15 protein-coding genes and 1 riboswitch are annotated in these 25458 nt (G+C 64.4%); of the genes, 8 read left to right on the plus strand and 7 right to left on the minus strand.

Annotation, left to right across the window (positions count from 1 at the left end; translation table 11 throughout):
- The first annotated feature begins 170 nt into the window (after positions 1-170).
- A complete protein-coding gene (locus PCA31118_RS20315) occupies positions 171-1049 on the plus strand; it encodes a sulfurtransferase (protein WP_150626874.1) in 879 nt (292 codons plus the stop codon).
- A gap of 51 nt (positions 1050-1100) precedes the next feature.
- On the plus strand, positions 1101-2015 hold the full coding sequence (gene gluQRS / locus PCA31118_RS20320; RefSeq protein WP_150626927.1) for a tRNA glutamyl-Q(34) synthetase GluQRS: 915 nt from the start codon (positions 1101-1103) through the stop codon (positions 2013-2015).
- Between the two features lie 133 nt (positions 2016-2148).
- On the opposite strand, the gene PCA31118_RS20325 is transcribed toward gluQRS, so the two are convergent.
- Together PCA31118_RS20325 and PCA31118_RS20330 are read right to left on the minus strand one after the other, a co-directional pair.
- Entirely contained in the window at positions 2149-3636 is a 1488-nt protein-coding gene (locus PCA31118_RS20325) for a DEAD/DEAH box helicase (RefSeq protein ID WP_150626875.1), read from the minus strand.
- Between the two features lie 272 nt (positions 3637-3908).
- Positions 3909-5003 carry a bile acid:sodium symporter family protein gene (locus PCA31118_RS20330; RefSeq protein WP_174990545.1) on the minus strand — a complete coding sequence of 365 codons (1095 nt, stop codon included), beginning with the start codon at positions 5001-5003 and terminating at the stop codon, positions 3909-3911.
- A gap of 223 nt (positions 5004-5226) precedes the next feature.
- Here PCA31118_RS20330 and PCA31118_RS20335 point away from each other — a divergent pair, with 223 nt between their 5' ends.
- The 3 genes from PCA31118_RS20335 to wrbA all read left to right on the plus strand — a co-directional run bounded on the left by PCA31118_RS20335 (position 5227) and on the right by wrbA (position 7389).
- On the plus strand, positions 5227-6147 hold the full coding sequence (locus PCA31118_RS20335; protein ID WP_150626876.1) for a LysR family transcriptional regulator: 921 nt from the start codon (positions 5227-5229) through the stop codon (positions 6145-6147).
- A gap of 46 nt (positions 6148-6193) precedes the next feature.
- Positions 6194-6601, plus strand: coding sequence for a hypothetical protein (locus PCA31118_RS20340; protein WP_150626877.1), 408 nt, complete (start codon positions 6194-6196; stop codon positions 6599-6601).
- Between the two features lie 155 nt (positions 6602-6756).
- The gene (gene wrbA, locus PCA31118_RS20345) at positions 6757-7389 is read left to right on the plus strand and encodes an NAD(P)H:quinone oxidoreductase (RefSeq protein WP_150626878.1); all 633 of its coding nucleotides are present in this window, start codon (positions 6757-6759) and stop codon (positions 7387-7389) included.
- 135 nt (positions 7390-7524) lie between these two features.
- Here wrbA and blaOXA read toward each other — a convergent pair whose 3' ends face one another.
- Positions 7525-8376: an OXA-62 family carbapenem-hydrolyzing class D beta-lactamase gene (blaOXA, locus tag PCA31118_RS20350; protein ID WP_150626879.1), complete on the minus strand. Its 852-nt coding sequence runs from the start codon at positions 8374-8376 to the stop codon at positions 7525-7527.
- Between the two features lie 229 nt (positions 8377-8605).
- Here blaOXA and PCA31118_RS20355 point away from each other — a divergent pair, with 229 nt between their 5' ends.
- Together PCA31118_RS20355 and thiC are read left to right on the plus strand one after the other, a co-directional pair.
- Complete coding sequence (locus PCA31118_RS20355) at positions 8606-10336, plus strand: hypothetical protein (protein ID WP_150626880.1); 1731 nt, start codon at positions 8606-8608, stop codon at positions 10334-10336.
- 189 nt (positions 10337-10525) lie between these two features.
- A riboswitch (TPP riboswitch) is annotated at positions 10526-10624 on the plus strand.
- 73 nt (positions 10625-10697) lie between these two features.
- Positions 10698-12614 (plus strand): phosphomethylpyrimidine synthase ThiC, encoded by a 1917-nt coding sequence (gene thiC, locus PCA31118_RS20360; protein ID WP_044456788.1) that lies wholly within the window; start codon positions 10698-10700, stop codon positions 12612-12614.
- Between the two features lie 205 nt (positions 12615-12819).
- Here thiC and PCA31118_RS20365 read toward each other — a convergent pair whose 3' ends face one another.
- The gene (locus PCA31118_RS20365; RefSeq protein ID WP_150626881.1) at positions 12820-13983 is read right to left on the minus strand and encodes a hypothetical protein; all 1164 of its coding nucleotides are present in this window, start codon (positions 13981-13983) and stop codon (positions 12820-12822) included.
- Between the two features lie 433 nt (positions 13984-14416).
- Here PCA31118_RS20365 and paeA point away from each other — a divergent pair, with 433 nt between their 5' ends.
- Complete coding sequence (gene paeA, locus PCA31118_RS20370; protein WP_150626882.1) at positions 14417-15778, plus strand: polyamine export protein PaeA; 1362 nt, start codon at positions 14417-14419, stop codon at positions 15776-15778.
- On the opposite strand, the gene recD is transcribed toward paeA, so the two are convergent.
- Genes recD through recC form a run of 3 tightly spaced genes read right to left on the minus strand, consistent with a single transcriptional unit; the run spans position 15726 to position 25332 of the window.
- Complete coding sequence (gene recD, locus PCA31118_RS20375) at positions 15726-18020, minus strand: exodeoxyribonuclease V subunit alpha (RefSeq protein WP_246190339.1); 2295 nt, start codon at positions 18018-18020, stop codon at positions 15726-15728. The genes paeA and recD overlap by 53 nt on opposite strands.
- Positions 18017-21892, minus strand: coding sequence for an exodeoxyribonuclease V subunit beta (gene recB, locus PCA31118_RS20380; protein WP_246190340.1), 3876 nt, complete (start codon positions 21890-21892; stop codon positions 18017-18019). Before recB ends, recD begins: the two co-directional genes overlap by 4 nt.
- Positions 21889-25332, minus strand: a complete 3444-nt coding sequence (gene recC / locus PCA31118_RS27420; RefSeq protein ID WP_246190341.1) for an exodeoxyribonuclease V subunit gamma — start codon at positions 25330-25332, stop codon at positions 21889-21891. Before recC ends, recB begins: the two co-directional genes overlap by 4 nt.
- Positions 25333-25458: the final 126 nt, after the last annotated feature.

Below are 25458 nucleotides of genomic sequence, written 5' to 3' on the forward strand. Positions count from 1 at the left end.
GCACTGAACGAAGCGCCATGCGGGCGGCACGCCGGCAGCGGCAGGATGGACACGGCGCGACAGGTGCATTCGTGCATCCGGTCGACTTTGTCCTGAATCAAGCACGAACCGGTACCGAATCGGCGATAATGGCGGTTTATTGCTTCACGCTTTTGCGAAATCCCGTTGCCATGTCCATCGTCAATATCGCTGCGTACAAGTTCGTCACGCTCGACGACATCGCGACCCTGCGTCCGGCCCTGCTCGAACGCTGTCAGGCGCTCGACCTGAAGGGCACCATTCTGCTCGCGCCGGAAGGCATCAACCTGTTTCTGGCGGGCTCGCGCGAGGCCATCGACGGCTTTCTGCGCCACCTGCGCGCCGATGTCCGGTTCGCCGACCTCGAAGTCAAGGAAAGCCTTTCGGACGACCAGCCGTTCCGGCGCATGCTCGTGCGTCAGAAAAAGGAAATCATCACGATGAAGATGCCGGTCATCAAGCCGGCAGACGGACGCGCGCCGGGGGTCGACCCGGCCACGCTCAAGCGCTGGCTCGATGCCGGTCAGGACGACGAGGGTCGTCCGGTCGTGATGCTCGACACGCGCAACGACTTCGAAGTCGATGTGGGCACGTTCGACAACGCGATCGACTACCGTCTTACGAAATTCTCGGAATTCCCTGACGTCATCGCCGCACATCGCGCAGACTTCGAGGGCAAGACCATTGTGTCGTTCTGCACGGGCGGCATTCGTTGCGAAAAGGCGGCGATCTACATGCGCGACATCGGGCTCGAACATACGTATCAGCTCGATGGCGGCATTCTCAAGTACTTCGAGGACGTGGGCGGCGCGCACTATCAGGGCGACTGCTTCGTGTTCGACTACCGTACCGCGCTCACGCCCGAACTGGCGCCGTCGGCGACCCGACAGTGCTTTGCGTGCCGTGCCGTCGTGACGGCCGAGGAACAGCGCAGCCCCGACTACATCGAAGGCAAGCAGTGCCCGGCATGCGTGGGAGGCGCTCAGGCGACCGCCGTCTCGCGTGACGTCAGCGCAACACCGGCTGCCTGAGCGCAGTTAGGACGGGCCACGGTGCAAGGCAATCGCCGTTCCCCTTGCGCTTTGCGCGCGGACGCCCCGCCGCCCGCACGCCGCTATCGCGGGCGCTTCGCGCCCTCGCCGACCGGGCCGCTGCATCGCGGCTCGCTCGTCACTGCGCTGGCCAGTTGGCTGGACGCGCGCGCGCACGATGGTGTGTGGATCGTGCGCATGGAAGATCTCGACGAACCGCGTTGCGTGGCAGGCGCCGCCGACGATATTCTCGCCACGCTTGCCCGCCTCGGCCTGCATTCGGACGAAGCGGTCGTCTGGCAAAGCCAACGTCACCCATTCTACGAGCACGCTCTCGCCTCACTCACCGCGCGCGGATGCGTCTATCCGTGCGGATGCACACGTCGCGAAATTGCCGACTCCCTCACGCGCGTCCATGCGCGTCACAGCACGCTCGCTTATCCGGGGACCTGCCGCGACGGCTTGCACGGCAAGACCGCGCGTGCCTGGCGCCTGCGCGTGCCCGACGGCGACGCCGCGCTAATGCACTTCGACGACCGCTGGATGGGGCCGCAATCGCAAGATCTGGCGACGGAAGTCGGCGATTTCGTGCTCAAGCGGGCGGACGGGCAGTGGGCGTACCAGTTGGCGGTCGTCGTCGACGATCAGTTGCAGGGCATTACCGATGTCGTGCGCGGCGCCGATCTGCTCGATTCGACGGCCCGCCAGATGTATCTCCAGGCCTGTCTCGGCGCTCCGACGCCGCGTTACCTGCATGTGCCGCTGGTCACAGCGAACGACGGCGAGAAGCTCAGCAAGCAGAATGGCGCCGCCCCTTTGTCGCTGGACACCCCGGCGGCAGTCCTCACCGCGCTCAAGGACGCGGCGTCCCATCTCGGACTGCCGGGAGCGCTGCGCGACATCGCCCATCGCGACGACTTTTATGCCGCCGCCACACAAGCGTGGCGTGAACGTTTCGGACGCTGAACGCGCCACTCCCCCGTTGCACGGGCCACAAAAAAAGCCAGCGTCAAAACGCTGGCTTCTTCTTTCGTCGATGTGACTTCGTCGGTTTGACTTCGTCGATCTGAAGCGACGCTACCGCGAGGTCGGTCCGGTCTTAACCGGCTTTGCGGGGAAACCCGGCGAGCAAGGCGGCAACCTGACGCTTCGGCGCCTTCTCAGATGGTGCACCGAATGCGCCAGGCGCTCCGGCATCGAGCGACGCGCGCGTGTCGCGCTGCGACTCGCCCGCCGACGGCGACGGCTCATACGGCTTGTAGAAGAACTCGTCTTCCGGACGCACGCGACGCGGCAGGGAAGCGCCGCCGCTGCGACCGACGCGCAGACCGTCGGAGCGGCCATGGCGCTCGCTGCGCTCACCGCGCTCGGCACGGTCACCGCGTTCGTAGCGATCGCTCCGATCGTCACGCGACCGGCTGCGACGCTCCAGCGCCATTTGACCACGCTTGAGTTCGCGCTTGATCAGCTTCTCGATTTCCACGAGTTGCTTGCGCTCGTCCGGCGCGCACAGCGACAGGGCAACGCCCGACGCGCCGGCACGGCCCGTGCGGCCGATACGGTGCACATAGTCTTCGGCGTTATACGGCAGATCGTAGTTGATCACGCCGGGCAAATCCGAGATATCGAGTCCGCGCGCCGCCACATCGGTCGCGACCAGCGCACGAATGTTGCCTTGCTTGAACGCTTCGAGCGCCTGCATGCGCTCGTTCTGCGACTTGTCGCCGTGAATGGCGGCGGTGACGACACCGTCGCGCTCCAACTGGCGTGCCAGGCGGCTAGCGCCAATCTTGCTGTTGACGAACACGATGACCTGCTTGAGGTCGCGCTCGTTAAGAATCTGCACCACGGCGGCACGCTTGTCGTCTTCGTCCACTTCGTAGACGACCTGCTCGACCGTATCGGCCGTCGCATTGCGACGCGCCACTTCGATCGTGACCGGGTTCGTGAGGTAGCTCGATGCGAGCTTCTTGATTTCGTTCGAGAACGTTGCCGAGAAGAGCAGCGTCTGACGCTGCTTGGGCAGCAGATTCAGAATTCGCTGAAGATCGGGCAGGAAACCCATGTCCAGCATGCGGTCGGCTTCGTCGAGCACCAGCATCTTCACCTGGCTCAGGTTCACCGTCTTCTGCTCGACGTGGTCGAGCAGACGGCCCGGCGTGGCGATGAGAATCTCGACGCCGCGTCGCAGGGCATCCTTTTGCGGGTTCATGTCGACGCCACCGAACACCACCGTATTGCGCAGGGGCGTGTGGGTCGCATACAGACGCACGTTGTCGGCGACCTGGTCGGCGAGTTCGCGCGTCGGCGTGAGGATCAGCGCACGCACCGGGTGGCGCGCGGGCGATGCACTCGTATTGGCGTCGGGCAGCAGGCGCTGAATGATCGGCAGCGAGAAGCTGGCGGTCTTGCCGGTCCCCGTTTGCGCTGCACCCATGACATCGCGACCGGACAGCACGACCGGAATGGCCTGTGCCTGAATCGGCGTCGGTTGGGTGTAGCCCTGCTCGGCAATGGCGCGCAAGATGTCCGCATGCAGCCCAAAGCTATCGAAGCCGGGGGTCGGAACAGCATTTACATCAGCCATGATGAAGGGACATCTCTTTTAAAAAAACGGGGGCCGCCACGCGGAAGGGTTTCCGCATCAAAGCTCACTCGCGAAGATTCAAGGGGCGCTGCGCGCCATGCTCGGGGCTGGCGCGAGAGGGGCCTGTCGGGTGACAGATGCGTCGGGCGCCGCCGGACCGGGGTGGTCGTCAAGAAGCGAAACAGACGCAATTCTAGCACTTGCGCACGACCGGCGTGTGACAACGGCCCTGGACGGGCCGTGGCTCGGGCCGACGCGCAACGAATGAGCGCTCAGCGACCTGCGCCGGCGTTGGCGCTGTTGCTGTCGGACTTGGCGGGCTTGGCGTCGGTTGCGGCCTTGCTGGCCGTGGCTTTCGCTTGCTTTGCCCCTTTGCCCGCCTGCCCCCCTTGCGCCGTGCGCTGACGGTTGGCATAGCGTTGCGCGAGCACCGCGCACACCATCAGTTGCATCTGATGAAACAACATGAGCGGCAGGACGATGGCGCCCAGCGGCCCGGTCGCGAACAGCACCTTGGCCATCGGGATACCACTGGCCAGACTCTTCTTCGAGCCGCAAAAGACGATGGTGATCTCGTCTTCGCGCGAAAAACCCAGCCAGCGGGCCGAATACGTCGTGATCGCCAGCATGAGCGCCAGAATGACTGCGCAGCATCCCAACAGGCCCAGCAGCGCCAGCGGCGGAATCTGGTGCCACAGGCCGGTGTTCACGGCTTCGCTGAACGCGGTGTAGACCACCAGCAGAATCGACCCCTGGTCGACGACCTTGAGCAGCCCGCGATTGCGCTCGACCCACTTGCCGATCGCCTTGCGCGAGAGCTGGCCGGCGATGAACGGCACCAGCAGCTGCAACATGATGTTGCCGATCGAGTCGAACGGCGAAGCGCCGCTGTTACCGTCGTGATGCACGACGATCAGGCCGACGAGCACCGGTGTGATGAAGATGCCGAACAGGCTCGACGCCGAAGCGCTGCATACGGCCGCCGGCACGTTGCCACGCGCCATCGACGTGAAAGCGATGGCCGACTGCACGGTCGCCGGCAGCGTGCAAAGGAACAGGACACCCAGGTACAGCTCGGGCGTCACCATCCACGAGAGCACCGGCTTGAGCGCCACGCCCACGATCGGGAAGACGACGAACGTGCTGGCGAACACCAGCAGGTGCAAACGCCAGTGCGTGGCGCCGGCAAGCACCGCCTCACGCGAGAGCTTCGCGCCGTGCAGGAAGAACAAAGCGGCAATCGCCACGTTGGTCAGCAGGTTGAAGGCCACTTCGCCCTCGCCATGCGCCGGCAGGAAGCTCGCCAGCACCACTGTGGCGATGAGCATCAACGTGAAATTGTCGGGAAGGAAACGCGGTCTGGCCATCGTCTATCTCAAATACTGTCTCGAATACGTCCAAAAATGCCAAAGCCCGTCCGCCAGAACACGGGATGCGACGGCGGCAAGGCCGTCAGCGGGGTCACCTACCGAATTTCAGGACAGGAAGGTGACCGGAAGTGTGCGCTCGCGCTACGGGTTTTTACGTATTAGAGCGCAAGGGTAGTTAAAATACAAATTCATTTAAAAATTTTATTCATACCAAAGACGCATGAATATTTCGCTCCGGCAGCTCAAAGTGTTCCTCGCAGTGGCCGCGCACGGCAGTTTCAGCCGGGCCGGCGAGGATATTGGACTGACGCAGCCGGCGGTCAGCCGCTGTATCCGGGAGCTAGAGCAAGAACTCGGTCTCAAGCTGGTGGACCGGACGACCCGCGAGGTCACGCTCACCGAAGTGGGCGCCAGCCTCTCCGCCACCCTCGCCCGCGTGCTCGATGAACTGGAGAGCGCCCTGCGCGATACCCATGGCCTGGCCGAGGAGCGTCGCGGTCGCGTACGCGTCGCCAGCGCGCCGACCATCTCCGCGAATCTGATGCCCGAGTGCATTTCCGCCTGCGCGGCGCGTTATCCGGACATCACGCTCATGCTGCGCGACCAGGTCCAGACGCTGGCGGCCGACAGCGTGCGCCACGGTGAAGTCGATTTCGGTGTGATCGTCGCCTCGGAAGGCATGGACGATCTGGTCGGCGAGCCCATCATGGTCGAGCCGTTTCTCGTGGTGTGCGACCGCTCACATCGCTTTGCGAAGCAGGCGCACGTGACATGGAAGGAACTCAATGGCGAGAAACTGGTGCTGCTGGACTATGCGTCCGGCAGCCGGCCGTTGATCGACCGGGCGCTGGCCGAACATGGCGCGTATTGTCAGATCGCGCAGGAGGTCGGGCACGCGATCACCGTCTTTCGCATGGTCGAGGCAGGTATCGGTATCAGTATCATGCCGGCACTGGCATTGCCCGCCATGCCTGGACTCAAGGCCCCCGGCGGCAGGCTCGTCGCCTTGCCGCTGATGCCCCAGATCGATCGCACCATCATGCTCGTGCGCCGCAAGAATCGAACGCTCTCCCCCGCCGCACAATCGGTCTGGGAATTGATCCAACAGCTCACCGCCGCACAAGGATCGCCCACAAAGTGAGTGAGCGCCTGCTACAATACGAGGGCGTCGACTCCCCCCGAAGTGCATGACTGCGCTGACCGCGCCGACTACGCTGACTACGCTGTCGGGCTCCCGCACCGCCCTCATGCCTCGACGCCATGCCCGCGCCCTGCGGGCATTGTGTTTCCGGTACGGCGTCATGGACTTGTTCATCAAATACTTCAGCCCGCTGTGGCTCTTCCACGCGGCGGCCGATCTGTCTTTCTGGCAGCGGCATCAACTCGACGCGCGTATGCAAATCGTGAGTCGCTTCATGTGGCGTTACGTCATGCGATGGTGTGTGGTGAGCGCGGTATTGCTCGTACCGGCCGCGGTCATGGCGCATGGTCTGGCGGCGACCGGCCTGGCGCTGGCCGGCGGCGTGTCGGCGAGCGTGACGGTGCTGATGGCCGCGCTTGCGCTCGGTTGCCTCATCGGGTCGCGCTTGCGCTGAATCCCCGGCACACCGCCTGGCGCCTCGCTTTCGTTTCCCGGTTTCGCACGCCGGGTTCCGGGTCTCGTCACACGAGTCGACTATGATGGAACAGCTTGCCTTGCGCGGTCGTCTGCCCGCGACGCAGGCTCCTCTCGACCCCTAAGGAGATTCACATGGCCAACGCCAAGATCCTGGTGGTGTTCTATAGCATGTACGGGCACATCTACAAGATGGCCGAAGCGGTTGCCGAAGGCGCACGCAGCGTCGCCAGCGCCGAAGTCACTGTCATGCAAGTCCCCGAACTCGTGCCCGACGACGTCCTGGAAAAAAGCGGCGCCAAGGCCGCCCGCGCCGCGTTCGCGAACGTGCCCGTCGCGCGCGTGGATCAACTGACCGAATACGACGCGATCATCTTCGGCACCCCCACACGCTTCGGCAACATGACAGCACAGATGCGCAACTTCCTCGACCAGACGGGAGGCCTCTGGGCGAAGGGTGCGCTCGTCGGCAAGGTCGGCAGCGTGTTCGCCAGCACCGCCACGCAGCACGGCGGACAGGAAACGACGATCACGAGCTTTCACACCACGTTGCTCCACCACGGCATGGTGATCGTCGGCGTACCGTACAGTGAGCCGGGCCTGACCAACATGGGCGAGATTACCGGCGGCACGCCCTACGGCGCCACCACGCTCGCAGCGGCCGACGGCTCGCGCCAACCCAGCGAAAACGAACTGAAAATCGCGAAGACGCAAGGTCGTCACGTGGCGGAGATCGCAGCTGCGCTCAAGCACGGGCGCACGTTGTAATCCGTCGTCCCGGCTTTCATCGCGCGGTTGCACCGCCACCGGCGTCTGCACCGCGCGATGATCCACGCCCTCGCCAACGCTTTCGCCAACGCTGTCTGAGGCGGGGCGGGCACTGGGCACCGCCTCACGCGAGGGTCAGATCAGTTGCAGATCCTTGAGCACACTGCGCACGATGCGTGCGCGCTTGGGCGCATCGGCATCTGCCCCCATATCCATGTTCAGCGCGACCATCGTGAGATTGCCGTCGCGCTCCAGCCAGCCGACCCACCAGCCGATATCGGGCTTCTTGTCCACGAACCAGCCCGTCTTGCCATGGAGCACATAGTCGGCGTTGGCCTCCACAATCGAGATCTGACGCACGATATCCTGCGTGCGCGCCGAGAACGGCAACGTGCCGCGCGCGAGACGTTGCAGGAAATCGACCTGCTCGCGCGCCGAAATCTGCAAGCTGTCGTCGACCCAATAGGCGTCGGCCGCACGACCGATGGTGCGGTTGCCGTACCCGACGGTGTCGAGTTTCGCTTGCGCGTACTCGCGGGCGATCCTGTGCGACACGACTTGGTAACACGGCAGGCACGACACGCGAAACGCGGTGCGCAAGTCCATCGCGGCGCTCCAGGCCTTGGTACGACGCGGCTTGCCATCCCAGGGAATGATCTCCCGCTCGTCGTTGAGCGCCCCCGATTCGAGCGCCAGCAAGCTGTTGAATATCTTGTAGGTGGACGCAGGCGACACGCGACGCTCCGCACGCGCCGAATCGAACGCCTGATACGTTTGCGTCTTGCCATCGAGCACGATGATCGTGCCCTTCACGTTCTCCGCCGCGAAGTACTTGCCCCAATCCGCGCGCTCGGTGATGTGCACGGGGGCGGTCCTCACCGCGTCGGCTGCGTGCGCCGGCGTCGTGAAGACGACCGGCAAGACGAGCGCAGCGCTCAGACGCGCCACGAATGCCACGCGCCGCCAATGGGAAATTATTGTTTTCATTTAGCAGTCCTGATTGGATGAATGACAAACACGTTGTCCGGATATCGATGGCACTGGCCAGGCGCCCGCTTTCGGAAGCGTTTGCAGCTTAGTGCGCGTTTCAACAGATGCAAAGCACCGCTACCGTAACCGACGTAACCGCCGTATCATCGGCACGCCCCTCTGAGTATGCCGAGGATGGTGCGGACGTCGTCCGCCCGCCCGGAGCGATTGGATTGCCCTGCACGCCATGTCCGATACCGCCGCTACGCCACGCTCTGCCGCCACTGCCCCCACTGCCCCCACTGGCCCCTCTGGCCCTAATGGTCCTGACGGCCCCACAGCCGCCGCTGCCCCGACACTCGTCGTGCGCCTCGATGCGCCGCAGAAGATCGATGGCCGCCCTGTGCGCTATCAGAGCCTGTGGTTGCTGATGCGCGTCTACTACGCGGCGCGCTACGAAACCGCCCCCGTTTCGTTGGCGTCGCTGAAAATTCGTTTTGGCCAGACGGCCATTGCGGGCGACCTGCGAATGCTCATCAGCCGCGCGTTTTCGGACTTTGCGCGCTGGGGCGTCGCAGTCGGATGGGGCGACGATCGACAGATGGACGTGCGCCTGCTCCCCACACGTGGGCGCGGTAAGGGGCCTTTCTGGCTCGCGCCGCATGAGACGTCACGCATTGAGGTCATGATCGGCGGCACTACCCTCGCCGATTCGCGTCGCGCCATCGCCACGTTTCTGGGTCTGCCTCACGATGCGGCGCCCGAGACGCAAACGCCTGCGCTCGACTACGTCATGCAGGACATTGCCTTCTGGCATCACCTGACACTGGGCAAGCGCGACATGCAGGATGGCGTCTTCTTCGCGCCGCCGCCCGCCCCGTCGCCCGGCGAGGTCAGACGTGCGCATCGTACGGGGGCGATTCCGTCGTTTCACGCAGCGCAGGTCTGCGCGGTAGACGACGTGCAACGCGGCATTGCGCTGCTCGCGGAGACAATCGTGTGGCGGCGCATGGGCGACGCCCCGCGCACCAAGCAAACGCTCGCCACGCTCGCCGCCACATTCGGCGCCACCCCGTCCGGTTCACCGACGCTGCGCGCCATGCACTGGATCGTGCAGGGCTGGCAAGCCTACGCGTTGCGCGACGAAGCAGGCGCGTTGGCGCATCTTCAGCGCATCAGCGACGACGCATCGCTCGCCCCGTGCCTCGTCTATAACCCGCGTATTCGCTTCGAGAGCCGCAATCTGCAAGCGTTGCTGCATAAATCGCACGCCGCGCGCAATGGCCCCCTGCCCGCGCGAGCGCAATCGGCCGCCGATGCACTGGCCGCCTTTTCCGACGCCTTGCAAGCCGCCTTCGAGGCCGATTCCATCGAACTGGCCCAACACGTTGCCGCGAACATCGGCCTGTCGCTCTGGCTCTTCTGGCAAAGCGCCCTCATCGACCCCGGCAGGCGTCTGGCCGCAGCCGACGTGCAGCGTCAGGCCTTGCGCTGGATCGGACTGTCGGAGTGGATCTGCGACCGCTTCGGCGTGGGCGGGAATTCGGTCTGGAATACCGTCTTTCTGTTGCGTATCGCACGCGGCGCGGTCCCGGTGCGGCGCGACCCGGATCTTGAGACCCTGCGCGCGAGCACGCCGCTGGCCGTCGATGCCTTTCTCGATGCGGTGCAACCGTTCGGCGCCCCCTTCTCCCGCGCCAAAGGGTTTCTGCGCTGGACAGACGTCATCATGACGACACTGGCCGACCACGAAGAGGGACGCGTGCGCTTCGAACCACTGCAACTCGCCAATCTGTGGTTCGAGATGTTGTGGTTTGCGTTGCATCAGGACGGCGACTCGCCTCAGGCATTGCACGCCGCCCAGTCCCTTGGCCGCGTGCTGCCGATGCTTCCGCCACCCGACCGGCGCTTTTTCCGCGACGCCTTGCGTCTGATGCCGCGCGAGTTCCAGCGGGAGGTTCGTCTGGCGCAACAGTAGGCGTTCGCCGATCGCGATAGCAATACCGATAGCGGGGGTGCATGGGAGCGGCGTGAAGCAGCGGTGAAACTGCGGCGGCACAGGCCTTCGACGTCGACTGGCATGTCGCACCGCACCATCCCCGGTTCACGTTTTTCGGGACACGTCGCGCTTGTGTTTGCCGGGTATGTCGGTGTATCGTTGCCGCAAAGCTAAGCGCAGGGGTCCTGCAACGTGAGTTGTGGGTGAGAAATACCCTTAGAACCTGATCTGGATAATGCCAGCGCAGGGAGCGTAGAAATTCCTCGCCCCCGTTCATGCTCCTGAGCCGCTTTGCGCCGAAATTGTCGGCGTCAACACGTGCCCCGCCAGGAGACATTGCATGAACGCCAATCCGAAATTCCTCTCAGCCAACGCGCGCGTGGACGAAGCCGCGATCGCACCGCTGCCCAATTCCCGCAAGATTTACGTACAGGGTTCGCGCCCGGACATTCAGGTCCCGATGCGCGAAATCTCGCAAGCCGACACGCCGACGAGCTTCGGCGGCGAAAAGAACCCGCCGATCTACGTCTACGACTGCTCGGGCCCGTACACGGATCCGAACGCGACCATCGACATCCGCTCCGGTCTGCCCGCACTGCGCGCAAAGTGGATTGAAGAGCGCGGCGACACCGAAGCCCTGCCGGGCCTGTCCTCTGCCTACGGCCGTGAGCGCGCGGACGACAGCGCGACCGCCGATCTGCGCTTCCCCGGCCTGCATCGCACGCCGCGCCGCGCCAAGGCCGGCAAGAACGTGACGCAGATGCACTACGCACGTCAGGGCATCATCACGCCCGAAATGGAGTACGTCGCCATTCGAGAAAACCTGCGCCGTCAGGAATACATCGAAAGCGTGCGCAATGCCGGCCCGCAAGGCGAGCGTCTGGCCAAGCTGCTCTCGCGCCAGCATCCGGGTCAACATTTCGGCGCGAGCATTCCCGCCGAGATCACGCCGGAATTCGTGCGCGACGAAATCGCGCGCGGCCGCGCCATCATTCCGAACAACATCAACCACCCGGAATCCGAGCCGATGATCATCGGCCGCAATTTCCTCGTGAAGATCAACGCGAACATCGGCAATTCGGCCGTGACGTCGTCGATCGGCGAAGAAGTGGACAAGATGACGTGGGCGATCCGCTGGGGCGGCGACACCGTCATGGATCTGTCGACCGGCAAGCACATTCACGAAACGCGCGAGTGGATTCTGCGTAACAGCCCGGTGCCCATCGGCACGGTGCCGATCTATCAGGCGCTCGAAAAGGTGAACGGCAAGGCCGAAGATCTGACGTGGGAAATGTTCCGCGACACGCTCATCGAGCAGGCCGAGCAAGGTGTCGACTACTTCACGATTCACGCCGGCGTGCGTCTGGCGTACGTGCCGATGACGGCCAACCGCATGACGGGTATCGTCAGCCGCGGCGGCTCGATCATGGCCAAGTGGTGCCTCGCCCACCACAAGGAAAGCTTCCTGTACACGCACTTCGAAGAGATCTGCGAAATCATGAAGGCGTACGACGTGGCCTTCTCGCTGGGTGACGGCCTGCGCCCCGGCTCGATTTACGACGCCAACGACGAAGCGCAGCTCTCCGAACTCAAGACGCTCGGCGAACTCACGCAGATCGCCTGGAAGCACGACGTCCAGGTGATGATCGAAGGCCCCGGCCACGTCCCGATGCAACTCATCAAGGAGAACATGGATCTCCAGCTGGAGTACTGCGACGAGGCGCCGTTCTACACCCTTGGACCACTGACCACCGACATTGCACCGGGCTACGACCACATTACCTCCGGGATTGGTGCGGCCACCATCGGCTGGTACGGCACCGCCATGCTGTGCTACGTCACGCCGAAGGAACACCTGGGCTTGCCCAATAAGGACGACGTGAAGGAAGGCATTATCACGTACAAGCTCGCCGCGCACGCCGCCGACCTTGCGAAGGGTCACCCTGGGTCGCAGATTCGCGACAATGCGCTGTCGAAGGCACGCTTCGAGTTCCGTTGGGAGGACCAGTTCAACCTCGGTCTCGATCCGGACAAGGCGCGTGAATTCCACGACGAAACGCTGCCGAAGGACTCCGCGAAAGTGGCTCACTTCTGCTCGATGTGCGGCCCGCACTTCTGCTCGATGAAGATTACGCAGGACGTGCGCGACTACGCTGCGAAGCAGGGCATCACCGACGAAGCTGCGCTCAAGCAAGGCATGGAAGTCAAGGCGGTCGAGTTCGTCAAGAGCGGCGCCGAGATCTATCGCCGCACCTGATGCCGCTCGGCGGCTGAGAATGCTGCACAGGCATTCATGCACAGCAAAAGCGAAACGCGCCCGGGTCATACCGGGCGCGTTTTTTTTGTGCTGCATGGACGAACAGCCGACGAGTTCCCGCGAGCGCGGGCGCGCCGGTTCAGGCGACGCCCAGCTGCCGTTCAGTTAACATTTCGAAGACGTCTAGATGGCGTTTAGATGACGTTTAGACGTTGACGGGGGCCCGGCTCGTCGCCTCTGCCGGCACGGTCGGAATGCCGCGCATCGTCAGTTGATTACGCAGCCGCTGTGTCGCGATATGCGGCGCCGTCGACGACAACGATGTCGCCAGTGCCGTGAACGCCTTGGTGTTTGTCGCAGGGATGGCGGCGGCATCGACCACTTCGACATGGCGCATATCCCAGTGACGCTCGCCCAACTGCTCGATGCCCAAGGCCAGTTTGACCCATTCGTGCGTGCCCAGTCCGACCGTGCCCGGCAGATCCCCCCGTACGAACGCCTGATGCATTGGCAACCCGTCGGAGAACCCGACGCGAAGCATCCATTCGGTACTCTCGCGCGGCGGCAACAGACGCGTTCCCGCGTGCAGACGGTCGTTCAACTCAGCCACGAATTTTTCAGGTGGCGTATTCATCAGACAAGCCGTCGTCCACTCCTTCTTGCCGGCAAGCAAAGGCTTGCCCGTCCAGCGACGTGCGGTGTCCGCCACGGTCTTCGTGACGTCGGCCCGACTCGTGTCGAAGGGCACCGTGCCGTTTCTGCCGTCGGTGCCGAGCAACGAGCCGTTGACGATATCGCGGCAGATCTGAGCGCGCTCGCTGCGCCCGTCCGGCATGACAACCGGGTGATTCCGGCCTTCGAGGGCGGCCACGCGCGTGTTCGTGTTCTGGGCGCTTGCACAGACGTGAAGCGTCGCCAGCGATGCCGCGCACAGCACCGGCTGCGCGGTGCGGGGGGCACTCAGCCGGGCGTCCGCCAGTGACGTTTCGATCACGTCGATGGTGTCGAGATCCACGGGCATGGGCAGGAAAGTCCCGAAAGGCATCTCGTCGGTCGCATCGCTTTGCGGCGCGAGCGCGGACGCGGACGCGGACGCGGATGCAGACGCAAACGCCGCCCGAAAGTCTTGCTCCGGCTTGCCTGGCGGCTGATGATCTCGACCGATGGTCTCGATGTCGAGGGATGGTCGGGGAACGCGCCATGGGTGCACCGGCGAGTCGGCACGAACGTTCACCACGTTGGCAATCTCCACCAGCGGCATGCCGGCGGCGTCGGTCATTCCGACATCCGGATTGAGGGCAACGGGCGCGAGGAACGCAAGACCGCCTGCGCCGGGCGGTTGATTCAATGGCTGCATACCGAAGGTCATCGGGAAATCCTTTGAAGAATGGGAAAGGAAAGACGTGGCGGCGTGTGCCGTGCCACGGCTTCGACGCTGTCTGCACCCGACGTCAAAGCGGGGTCAACGATGCCCGAACGGTCGTTCGGCAATTTTCGGTTCTGCACACCGGCTCTCGCGACTCGTGCACGCGACCGTCCGCGAGTGGACAACCGCGGCAGCATGGGCGCGACGGACACGCGAGGCACGCGCTGTCGGCGTGCCGCAAAGTTATGGCATGCTATCGGACAGCGGTACAGCCGACGCGGGTATGCGGCCCGCGCTTTCGCCCGAAGGCATCTCAAAATGATGGCCGGCAGGCCTTGTTTTGAAATGTCTCCCTGCTCCGGACTCACGCCCGTGCGAACCGGTCCGGCCTGCGTCGCGGCTACGTATCCGCACTCGCACTTACAGGGACAACAACATGAGTGGTTACGGTTTTCTTTTCAGTATTCTCTTGCTGGTGCTGGCAAGCGCCTTCTTTTCCGCTTCTGAAATCTCGCTGACCGCCGCCAAGCGCACCAAGCTTCAGGTGCTCATGGAAAAAGGCGACGAACAGGCGGTCAAGGTACTCGCACTCAAGGAACAGCCCGGCAACTTCTTCACCGTCGTGCAAATCGGCGTGAACGCGGTCGCCGTGCTCGGCGGCGTGCTCGGTGAGAGCTTTCTCACGGGCTACCTGTTCGAGTGGCTCTCTCCCTTTACCGATCAGGCATTGGCGCTACGCCTGGCAGGCATCGGCTCGTTCCTGTTCATCACGATTGCCTTCATCCAGTTCGCGGATCTGATTCCGAAACGCCTCGCCATGGTCAACCCCGAGCGCGTGGCGATGGCGATCATCGACCCGATGCTGTTCTGCCTGAAGGTCCTGCGCCCACTCGTCTATCTTTTCAATGGAGTCGCAAACCTGTTTCTGCGCATGTTTAAGCTGCCCACGCATGCCATCGACAACATCACTTCGGAAGACATCGCCGCCATGGTGGGCGCCGGGGCGCAAGCCGGTGTGCTGCGCAAGCAGGAACTGCATCTGATCGAGAACGTGTTCGAGCTCGAGTCGCGCACGGTCGGTTCGGTCATGACGTTCCGCGACGACGTGGTGTACTTCACCATCTCCGAGGACGAACGCAGCATCCGTCAGAAAATCACGGAGAGCCCACACTCGAAGTATCTCGTTTGCCGCGACGAAATCGACAATGTGCTGGGCTACGTCGACTCGAAAGATCTGCTCCAGCGCATTGCCAGCGAAGATCTGTCGAGCGTGATTCGCAATCTGGATCGCCTCTACGCGAAAAAGCTGCTGGTCATCCCGGACACGCTCAACCTGTCCGAAGCCCTCGCGCGCTTCAAGGAAACCCGTGAAGGCTTCGCGGTCATCATTAACGAGTACGGTCTGGTCGTTGGCGTCGTGACGCTCAACGATATCGTGGGCGCGCTCATGGGCGATGTCGTGCACCCGGCCGACGAAGATCAGATCGTGCAGCGCGACGAACACTCATGGCTCGTGGACGGAGTCACGTCCGTCGAGGATGTGAAAAAAGCGCTGGATATCGACGAGCTTCCCGGCGAGGGCGAGTTCGAGACCATCGCCGGGTTCATGATCTATCAGCTCAAGCGCATTCCGAAGAAGTCGGAAGCCACCGAGGCGGCCGGGTACAAGTTCGAAGTGGTCGACATCGACAATTACAAGATCGACCAGTTGCTTGTCACCCGGATCGGTGCGGTGGCCGAGGCGGCTATCGCGGCATCGAAGGCTGCGGCGAACCCGTCGCCGGATCGGTCATCGTAGCCAGCACCTCCGCTAGCCGGTCGGTCAGTCCGCCATCGCGCTGCGTCGGCCGCGCAATGGCCGACGCGACGACTTGCCACGGCGCGAAGAGCCATGCTTCCCTGCGGGCACGCGTCACCCCCGTATAAATCAGCTCCCGCGACAACACGCGGCTCGCCTGCTCGGGCAACACGATCGCGACGCGTTCGAACTCCGAGCCCTGCGACTTGTGGATCGTCATCGCGAAGGCCGTCTCGTGCGCGGGCAGGCTGGCTGGCGAATAAAGCCGGTAGCCGCCATCCGGTGTCGCAAACGCGACCCGTAGCGTACCGGAGGGTCCGAGCGGCAGCGCGATGCCGATATCGCCATTGAAGAGATTAAGCGCGTATTCGTTCTGCGTCACCAGCACCGGACGCCCGGCGAACCATGCGCCACCACCGGCGCCGAGTGCTACACCCGCGCGACGGGCCAGCAACGCCGTCAATTGCGCCCCGAGAAACTCGACACCCCGCCGCCCGCCGCGCGTGGCACACAGCACCCGAAACCGTCCGAACGCAGCGAACACCGGCTGCGCCACCAGCGCGACGTCGGCCGACGTTGCCGCCGCCGGATCGCCCAACTGCTGAATCGTTCCGATGGCATGGCCAAGCGCTTCGACGTACTCGCCATAGCCATCGGCCAGCACATTCAGGTTGTGGGGCGACAACTGAATGCCGCCGTCCTCGCTAAGCAGTACACGGTCTGCCGACGGGGATGTTGACGACGCGTCATGGTTCGCCTGCGGACCATCCCGAGTCTCAACGCCATCCACCTCTCCACGCTCGCTGAGCGCGACGGCAAACTCCTTGCGCGCATCGATGACTTTTCCCGTCTTGATTGCCGTCGCGAGGCGGCCAATTGCCGAGTGCGCGCCGAACCGATACGTACGCTCCAGCCAGACGACGGTGTCCTCCAGCCCCTTCGCGGCACGTGCGTCGGCCGACGCAGCGGACTCGGCTTTCGTGCCGGCATCACCGACTTCAGCACCAATGACGGCGAGCGGCCCGGTTCGAGGCAAGTCGTCTGCGGGCCATTCGAGCGCGGCCAACAGTTGCGCACGCATTACCGGCGAGAAGGCCCGCCGGGCGCTCAGTTCCCCGAACACCGCCCCGGCTTCGACGGCCGCCAACTGATCCTTGTCGCCCAGCAGAATCAGGCGCGCACCGTCGGGTACCGCCTCGAGCAACGCCGTCGCCATCGACAAGTCGATCATCGATGCTTCGTCCACGACGATCAGGTCGTAGGGCAACGGATTGCCCGCGTGATGCCGGAAGCGGCGCCCGACCTGCTCAGCGGTTTCAGGCAGCACACCGAGCAAGCGGTGCAATGTCACTGCCGCCTCGGGCAATGCCATGCGCACGGTCTCCGGCAAGTCCTGACGCGCGGTGAGCGCCTCCTGCATGCGCTGCGCCGCCTTGCCGGTAGGGGCGGCAAGGGCGACCCGCAAATTCGCATCACGTTCGATCAGGCAGGCGAGCAGGCCCACGACGGTCGTCGTCTTGCCCGTGCCCGGGCCACCGCTGAGGACGACCAGCGAGCGCTCGAGCGCCAGCGCCGCCGCCGCCATTTGCCAGTTGGGCTCGCGCCGGTCGTCAAGGGACAGCAGCACGCCACTGCCGAAATAGCGATGCAGACGTTCGCGATCCTCCGCAGTGATCGATACGACCGAGGGAGACGAGGGGGACGAGGGGGTCGAGGGGGCCGATTCGGTCGCCTCAGGCAAATTCGCGCGCACAGTCGGTAGGTTGGACGGGCTTGCATGGCGCGTCGTCCTTGGCAGCTTGCGCGCAAGCGCCGCCGCCAGACGCGCCTCGTATCCGTAGTAGCGCGCCAGATACAGTCGGTCGCGATCGTCCAGCAGGAGGGGGAAGGCGTCGGCCTGCGCGTCGCCGGATAGCGCGCGCGAGACGTTGGCAGGCGCACAGAGGCCACTGGCGAAGAGTGCGTCGCGCCACACCGACAGCGCCGGGGCATCCCCCGGGAAAAGCTCGCCACTGGCCTGCGTATCGAGCAAATTGTCGAGGGGCACACAAACATGCCCCTCCGACGTTGCGAGACTGACTTCAAACGCAGCGCGGCGCACGTAGCGACAGACGACCTCGTCCGCCCCATTGCCCCGTGCAAGGAGTTCCATGCGCCGCGCGAAACCCTGCGCGAGCCGTACAACGCCGCTATCGGCCAACGGCGCGCCGGAGGCATCTCCCATGTGACGTCGATCGATCATGCGCCCTCCTCGCCCGCGCTTTCGACATCGGCGGCTTCGGCGCGGCCATCGAGCGAAAGCGCTTCGGCGAGCGCCGCGTTCTCGCCGGCGGCGAACAGTTCGTCGAGCGCATCGACCATGTCTCGTGACGGCTTGTCGAAGAAGACGCCCGGCACGTCCTCACCGGCGAGATGGGCGCTGGCCCAATCGGGGCGCACGCCCCGAACGAAAAGGTAGAGACTGCCGCCCATGTCGCGGTCGTAATCGTAATTGGGTAGACGGCGCCGCAGATAGCGATGCAGCGCCAGGGTGTAGAGCAGGTACTGCAAGTGGTAACCGTGCTCGGCCATCGCCTCACGCAGACCGTCTGCAGCGTAGTTTTCAGGGGCGGTGCCGAGATAGTTCGACTTCCAGTCGAGAATCCACCACTGACCGCCGTGCCGGAACACCAGATCGATGAAGCCTTTCAGATAGCCGCGCAGCACGGTAGTGTCCAGAGGCAGATCCGGATAGCCGAACTGACGCAACACCCCGCGCAACGCGTCGAGCGACACGGCATCGGCCGGATACGTGAACTCCATTTCCGTCAGTCGCTCCGCCAGCGAGACGTCCCTCAGATAGAGGCCGGGACGCAACGGCGTCGAGAGCGTGTCGGCAAGCATGCTCATCATCATGGCGCGCCACGTATCGTTTTGCTCGGCGCCACGTCCGGGCGGTCGCTCGCGCAGCGCCCGGGACACCGCATGCGACCATTGCGCGCGCGACTGGAAGTCTGCGAGTTCGAAGACCCGGTGCAAACTCTCGCCGGCGGCCGGCCCGCGCGGAAATCGCAGAATGTCGTCACCCGGCGGCCATGTGTCATCGCCCTCCGGCGGCAAGGCGAATGTCGGCCCGGCGTTGGCCTGTGCGTCGTAATCGGGACGCGTACGCTCCGGCGCGCTCAGTTGCCCCCCGCCCAATTGAGGCCCGGTATGCATGCCCGCCAGCAGGCCCGAGAAACTGCCAATACGCCACACTTCCCGCAACGCACGCGTGCTCACACGGGTCGTGAGCGCCGGCGGCGCGTCGTGGATGACGCGTGTATCGCCCGCGAGCGCGTCGCCGATCGGCAGGGGTACCACGTCGAGCGGCCCACCGACGAGCGCCTTCCACGCGTGACGAATCGTCTCCACTCGTTCATCGGCGTCGACCGTCGAGGAGACCCACGTGTCGAACGCGATTCCCTGACCGGCGGCGAGCCAGTTGAGCATGCTGCCGCATGCTTCCTTCATGCTTCGACGCGACGAGTAAATACCTGCGGCCATATAGCATCGGTACACCGCTCGTGTGAGCGCGACGTACAACAGCCGCGCCTGCTCGGCCGACTGCTCCTGACGTAACGCGGCCGCGGCCGGCGACCCTTTGGCAGCGGCATCGGTAAAGTCGATGACTGCCGTAGCGCCGTCGTGGTATTCGAGACCCTCGAGACTGCCGCCGTCACGCACGGCGCCATCCCAGAGGAAAGGACAAAACACCACGCCATACTCAAGCCCCTTGGACTTGTGTACGGTCACGATCTGCACCAGATTCTGATCCGACTCAAGACGCAGTTGCGCCTCCTCCGCGCCGCTGGCGCTTCGCTGCGACGCCAGCCACCGGAGCAAGGCGGGCATGCCCGGTTGCTCCGCCCAACGCGCCTGCGCGAGTTCGGCCAGATGCATGAAGTTGGTCAGGCTTCGCTCGCCGCCCGGTTGTGCGATCAGCCTCGCGGCCAGTCCCAATTCGCGCATGAGCGTGCGCCACATGGCGGAGAATCCGCGATCGGCCCACAACTGACGATAGCGTTGCAGTCGCTCGATCCAGGCAATCGCGTCCGCGTCGGAGGCTTCGCTGGTCTGCATCCGATAAAGCGCAGTGGCATCGAGTCCGAAAAGCGTCGTCGCGAGCGCCGCGCGAAGCGCACGCACATCGCCCGGCGCCTCCACGGCTCGCAGCACACGTAGCAAGGTGTCGGCCTCCTCACTGGCAAACACCGAATCCTGCGTCAGTTCGACGCTGCCCACGGCATGTTCGGCGAGCATGCCTTTCATGAGCGCCCCTTGCCGGTGCGTCTGTACGATCACCGCAATGTCGCCGGGCGCGAGCGGGCGCTCGCCGATCAGCACTTCGCCGCGCGAGGCCCCCGCCAGCAGGCGGGCAACCTCCGCCGCCGTCGCGCGCGCACATGCCTGTTGCGCCTCGTCTTTCGACAGCGGCTCATCGTCGTCGGGCAGCCACCACACCGTGAAGTCGGCAACTTCGCGCACGTCGGTCAAAGGTGGGCGACGACGTGCCCCCGGGCGCACCGGCGGGTAATCGAGCCCATCGAGCACGAACGCACGATCGTTCGCGCCAAATAGCCGGTTCCCCGCATCGATGATCGGCGGCGTGGAGCGCTGATTAACGGCAAGCGTGTAGGCTGCATCCGCATTCTCGCGCGCCGCCAGATAGGTATGCAGATCTGCAGCCCGGAAGCTGTAGATGGCCTGCTTCGGGTCGCCGACCATGAACATCGGCCCCCGGCCATCGCGCCCGGAAACGGCACCCGACTGCAACGGGGCGCCGTACACGGCATTGAAAATGGCGAACTGCAGCGGATCGGTATCCTGGAATTCATCGATCAGCGCGCAGGGATAGCGCTCACGCAACGCCTGCGCGAGATCCGGGTGTTGATTCAGTGCCCGGGCGATATTACCAAGCAGGTCATCGAACGACACCACGCGCAGCTCGCGCTTGCGCAATGCCAACTGCTCGGGCGCCTGCATCAGCCATTCCCGCAGTATCCGCAGCCACTGCATTGCATAACGCTCATCGGCGTCGGCACGCGCCTGAACGAGGACGTCGGCCATGGCAAAGAAGCGGTGTGCGGGCGGTGTCTCCCCCTTCTTGATGTCCTTGGACAGACGTGTCGTCGTCAGCAGTTCCGCCTTGGGCGCGAGAAGTGCGCCGGCGTCGCGCGCGCCGAGATACCGCTGCCACGCCGATACGGCCTGCGGCAGCGACGTCTCGTTGTAGATGTTCTTCTTGAAAGACGGCAGCGCGCGGCGCATCAGATCCGCGATGACGGATGCCTCGGCTTCCCAGCACTCGCAGGCGTCGGCGTAGGCCGCAAGCCATGCCGAATCGGCAGGCGTCACCGCGTCGCTCTGCACGGCCTCCGGCCAGCGAATTTCCGACATCGGCTTCTTGAGACGGCGCGCCAACTGATCCGTCAGCGTCGCCGGCGAGCGCTTCCTGTCCACCAGCCATGCGGCAAAACGGTCGTCCTGCGCGGCCATCGGCTCCACGACCCGGCGCCAGAACTCCACCGCGAGATCGTGCCGCACGCCATTGTCATCGGGGACAAGTTCGTAGGCAAACGGCAGGCCGGCAGCAAAGGGCACCTCGGCGAGTGCACGCTGGCAGAAACCGTGGATCGTATGAATCGACGCCTGATCGAAGCTACGCAATGCCCTTTGCAGGCATTCGCGAATCGCCTTCGGCTTCATGTCGCCGCGCTCGATCAAGCCCGCAATCATGACGTTGAACAGCGGATCGTCGCTGGCATCGGGATCGAAGTCGAAGTCGAACTCGAAGCGGTCATCATCCTCGGCGCCGCCCTCACCTTCGCTCGCCTGCGCCTCGTCACCGAAGACAGGCGCCATGGCCGCGACCAGTCCTGCGAGACGCCCGCGAATGCGTTCGCGCAACTCCGCCGTTGCGGCATTCGTGAATGTCACGACAAGAATTTGTTCGACGCTCAGTTGTTTCTCGAGCAGCAACCGCACATATAGCGCGCAGATGTTCCAGGTCTTGCCGGTGCCGGCAGAGGCTTCGATCAGGCATACGCCATCGAGGTCGCAACCGAAAACATCGAGATCGATGAGTTGGGTCATGCGCCCTCCACCAGTTCGAGGTGCTGCACCATGGGCCCGAACATCGTGTTTGCCAGCAATTCGAACGGCTCGGCCAGCGGGTCTTCCACCCCGCGCCAGATCAACCTGGTATAGGGATCGTCCGCATCGCCGCGCGCGAAGGCCGAGCCTTGCCATGCGCTCTGCGCATCGGCGAGTTTGCCGGTACTGGCGAGCTTCCAGGCGCTGCGTACGAAGAATGGCAGCGGGCGCGTCTGCCCAAGCCGATAAAGCGCCACCCACTGCGCGAGCAATCGCGCCGCATCATCCACCGGGCGCAGCGCGAAGGTCTCGTCTTCGCCGTACCAGAGGGTTCTGGCCGCAACGTCCAATCCGGCATGCTCGGGCTGTTGAAGATGGGCGCACAACGCCAGATGCGCGAGCCATGCGGCCAGCAAATCGCTCGGGCGCATGCTGCCGTACCGGTACATCACGAGCCCGTGACGCGACACCGGGGCAAGGCGCCCTTGCAACAGACATGCCGCTGAGAGCGTGGCATCGCCGTGCCACATCGAATCCGTGGATGCCTGCCAGGCGGGCGGCAGCGTCGGCGCCAACGGCAGCGTGACCAGAAGTTCGTGCGTACCCTCGGCCTGTGCCTGCCGCACCTGCGTGGCGAGGGCACGCAGCCCTCCCAGTTCACGACGACGCCACACCGCCCCCGTCGCCCCGCCGGGCAACTCGTGGCTCACGCTGGCGATACGCTCGACGGCCTGCGCATTGGCGCGGGCGTTTCGGCCATCTCCCTCGTCATCGCGCAACAGGCGAGGCAACAGGCGGGCGGCCAGCGCGTCGCGGCCCGCCCAGTCGAGCACGAACGGCTCGTCATCCTCGACCTCGGTGAGCATGTCATTGAGCGAGAGGCCGAGCCGATCCCGCGCCCATGCCCGACTCGGATGTCGCCAGAAGCGAAGCAAATCGTCGAGCGTCAGATGGGTTTGTGCAACGCCCGGCAGGGGTTCGCGCACGAAGGGCTGGGTCGGCCGGTTCGGCGTCGGAGATGCCAGTTGATCCGCCAGTTGTTGGGCCGCCTCACCGTTGGACACGTCGTAGCTATAGAGCGATGGCGCCTCGCCGTCGAAGTACTTCGGGGAGAAGGGTTGGAGGGGATGCAGCACAACGAGGCGCTCTCTTGCCTCACGTTGGTCGTCAAGGCTGAAACCATGCGACACCGGGGCGAGCAACTGTCCGGTGAAATCGAGCAGTTCGTCCACGGCAGTCGACGGCGGTAACGGCGCGTTATCGCGCACGCTTCTGCCCGTGTAGGTGATCAGGAAGCGGTCCTGCGCGCTGAGCATGAGATCCAGAAAGAGATTGCGCTCATCGTCACGACGCTGGCGGTCCCCGCGCTGTGGAAGCGCACGCATCAGATCGAACTCGTCCGCTCTTACGCGCCCAGGCAGCACGCCGTCGTCCATGCCGATCATGCAAACGACACGGTATGGCAACAAGCGCAAGCTCGGAATCGCTGCAAATGTCACGCGCCCGGACGGCACGCCGCCGCGCGTCGGGTCGTCGAGCGCGTCGGCCAGCACCCGTGCTACCACTTCCACAGGGACCTGCACTTCGGGTGCACCGTCGGCGATGGCCGACCCGATCTGCTCGATGGCCATGCGCACCTCCGCGACGTCATCGGCAAATCGCGGTTCGTCCGAAAAGAATTGCTCCAACATCGCCAACAACTGGTCGCGCCATGCGAGACCCGTGCGCTCGGTTTGCAGCGCGACCGTCGTCGCATCGAGGTCGTCGATCAATCGAGCCAACTGACCGAGCAATTCGGCTCGCCCGCCTTCGATGCCCCCGACAGGAAGCCAATCGTCCACAGGCATGGCATCGTCGGGCAACGCGTAGCCGAGGAACAGGCGCATCATGGCGTCACCCAGCGTGTGGCGCTCAAGCGCGGGCACAACGTCGTCCCCAACGTCGCCGGTGCGCCCCTTCATCGCCTTCGCCCCCGGGCCTTCGAGTCGGAGCAAGGCGTCGCCTCGCCAGCCGCGTCGCGCCCCGGCGGCATGCAACCAGTTCTGAATGGCATCGAGTACGTTGCCGCCGAGATCGTAGCGTTGCGCAACGGCTTCCGTGCGCGCAAGTTCCACCAGACTCGATGCCGCGACACGTTGCTGCGGTAGTGCCAGAATCGACGCAAACGCACGCGCAACCGGATTGGTCCGCGTAGGCGGCAGCCCAGTCACCAGATAGGGAATGCGCGGGGTGGACGTACCAAAAACGGCATCGATGAGCGGCGCTGCGCGACCGAGATCCGGTACGGTGATCAGCACGTCGTCGGGGCGCAGGTCGGGAATCTCGTCGAAGCAGGCCAGCAACTGGTCGTGCAGCACTTCGATCTGGCGCGCGAGACTGTGACAGACATGCACTTGAACAGAGCCATCGGCACCAACGCCGTCCGGCACACCGTGCCGGCCATCGTCCAACGTCAGAATGCCGTTCTGCAGCGCGGCGAGCAGCGTCGGTGCGGGATTGGGCTGAAATAGCGCACGGTCCTCGACCGCCTGCGGTGCGAGGTCCGCATACAGCGCGTCGATGTGCGACTGCGTCTGACGCCCCCACTCCGCCAGAAGCGGATGCCCCACTTCACGATGGGCCGCACCGTCTCGCCGCGTCAGATACGACAACCGCGACGGCGGCACGATATCGAACCAATAACTTTCACAGGGATTGAGGACGTAAAGATGCACGTCGATCAGGCGCGACATGGCCTTGAGCAGGGCCATCGAAAGCGGCGGCATCGACGACAGTGCAAACACCGAGACGCGTGACGGCCAACCCACAGGAATCGTCTCGGGGGTCAGCTGCTCGATCCTGTCGATGGCGCGCAACGTCGGGTGGCGCTCACGAATCTCCAGATGGGCAAGTACCTGCCGCCACAACGCGCTTTGCCAAGCCTCATCGGCACGCTGGACGTCCCCCCAGGTGGTTGCTGCCCCGGGCGCGATCGTCTCGCCGGACTGCCAGCGCTCCAACCAGTCCGGTCGGTACGTCAGATATTGATCGTAGATATGGGCGAGACGGTCGGCCAACTCGAAGCGCATGACGTCGTCCGCGCCGGCGAGGTAACCGGCCAGACGCGGTGAGGCCTCCACCCACGGTTTCGCCAGACACTGGTACAGCGGCCAGACCAGCCGGTCCGGCGCAAACGGCGAGCTTTCCGGCACCGTGACCAGTTTCCCCGCCATGTCCCACAGCCACTGGGCGAGATAGGTCAGGCGAACGTTGGCGCACACGCCGAAGATGTCCGCATAGTCCAACTCCAGTCGACGACGCACGGCCACACTTGGCACGACGATAGTTTCCGTCTCGAAGGGATCGACCGGTCCCGACGGCGCGCCGGGAGCCAGCGCGATGTCGCGGAGCAGAGCAGCTTCGAGCGTGGTGAACCGGTTGGAGAAGAATAGATGGAGCATGCGGGCGTGGCGGCTTAGCGAGTCTGTTCGCAAGCATAGCAAATGCCCCTTCCCAAAGCCTATCGGACAGATCCGAAAGCCTGCCCCGCCATTGGTGACGGCTGCTGGCATTGCCGAGGCCCAACC

Origin of the sequence: Pandoraea captiosa, assembly GCF_902459775.1 — a bacterium.
In the GTDB taxonomy this organism is placed as follows: domain Bacteria; phylum Pseudomonadota; class Gammaproteobacteria; order Burkholderiales; family Burkholderiaceae; genus Pandoraea; species Pandoraea captiosa.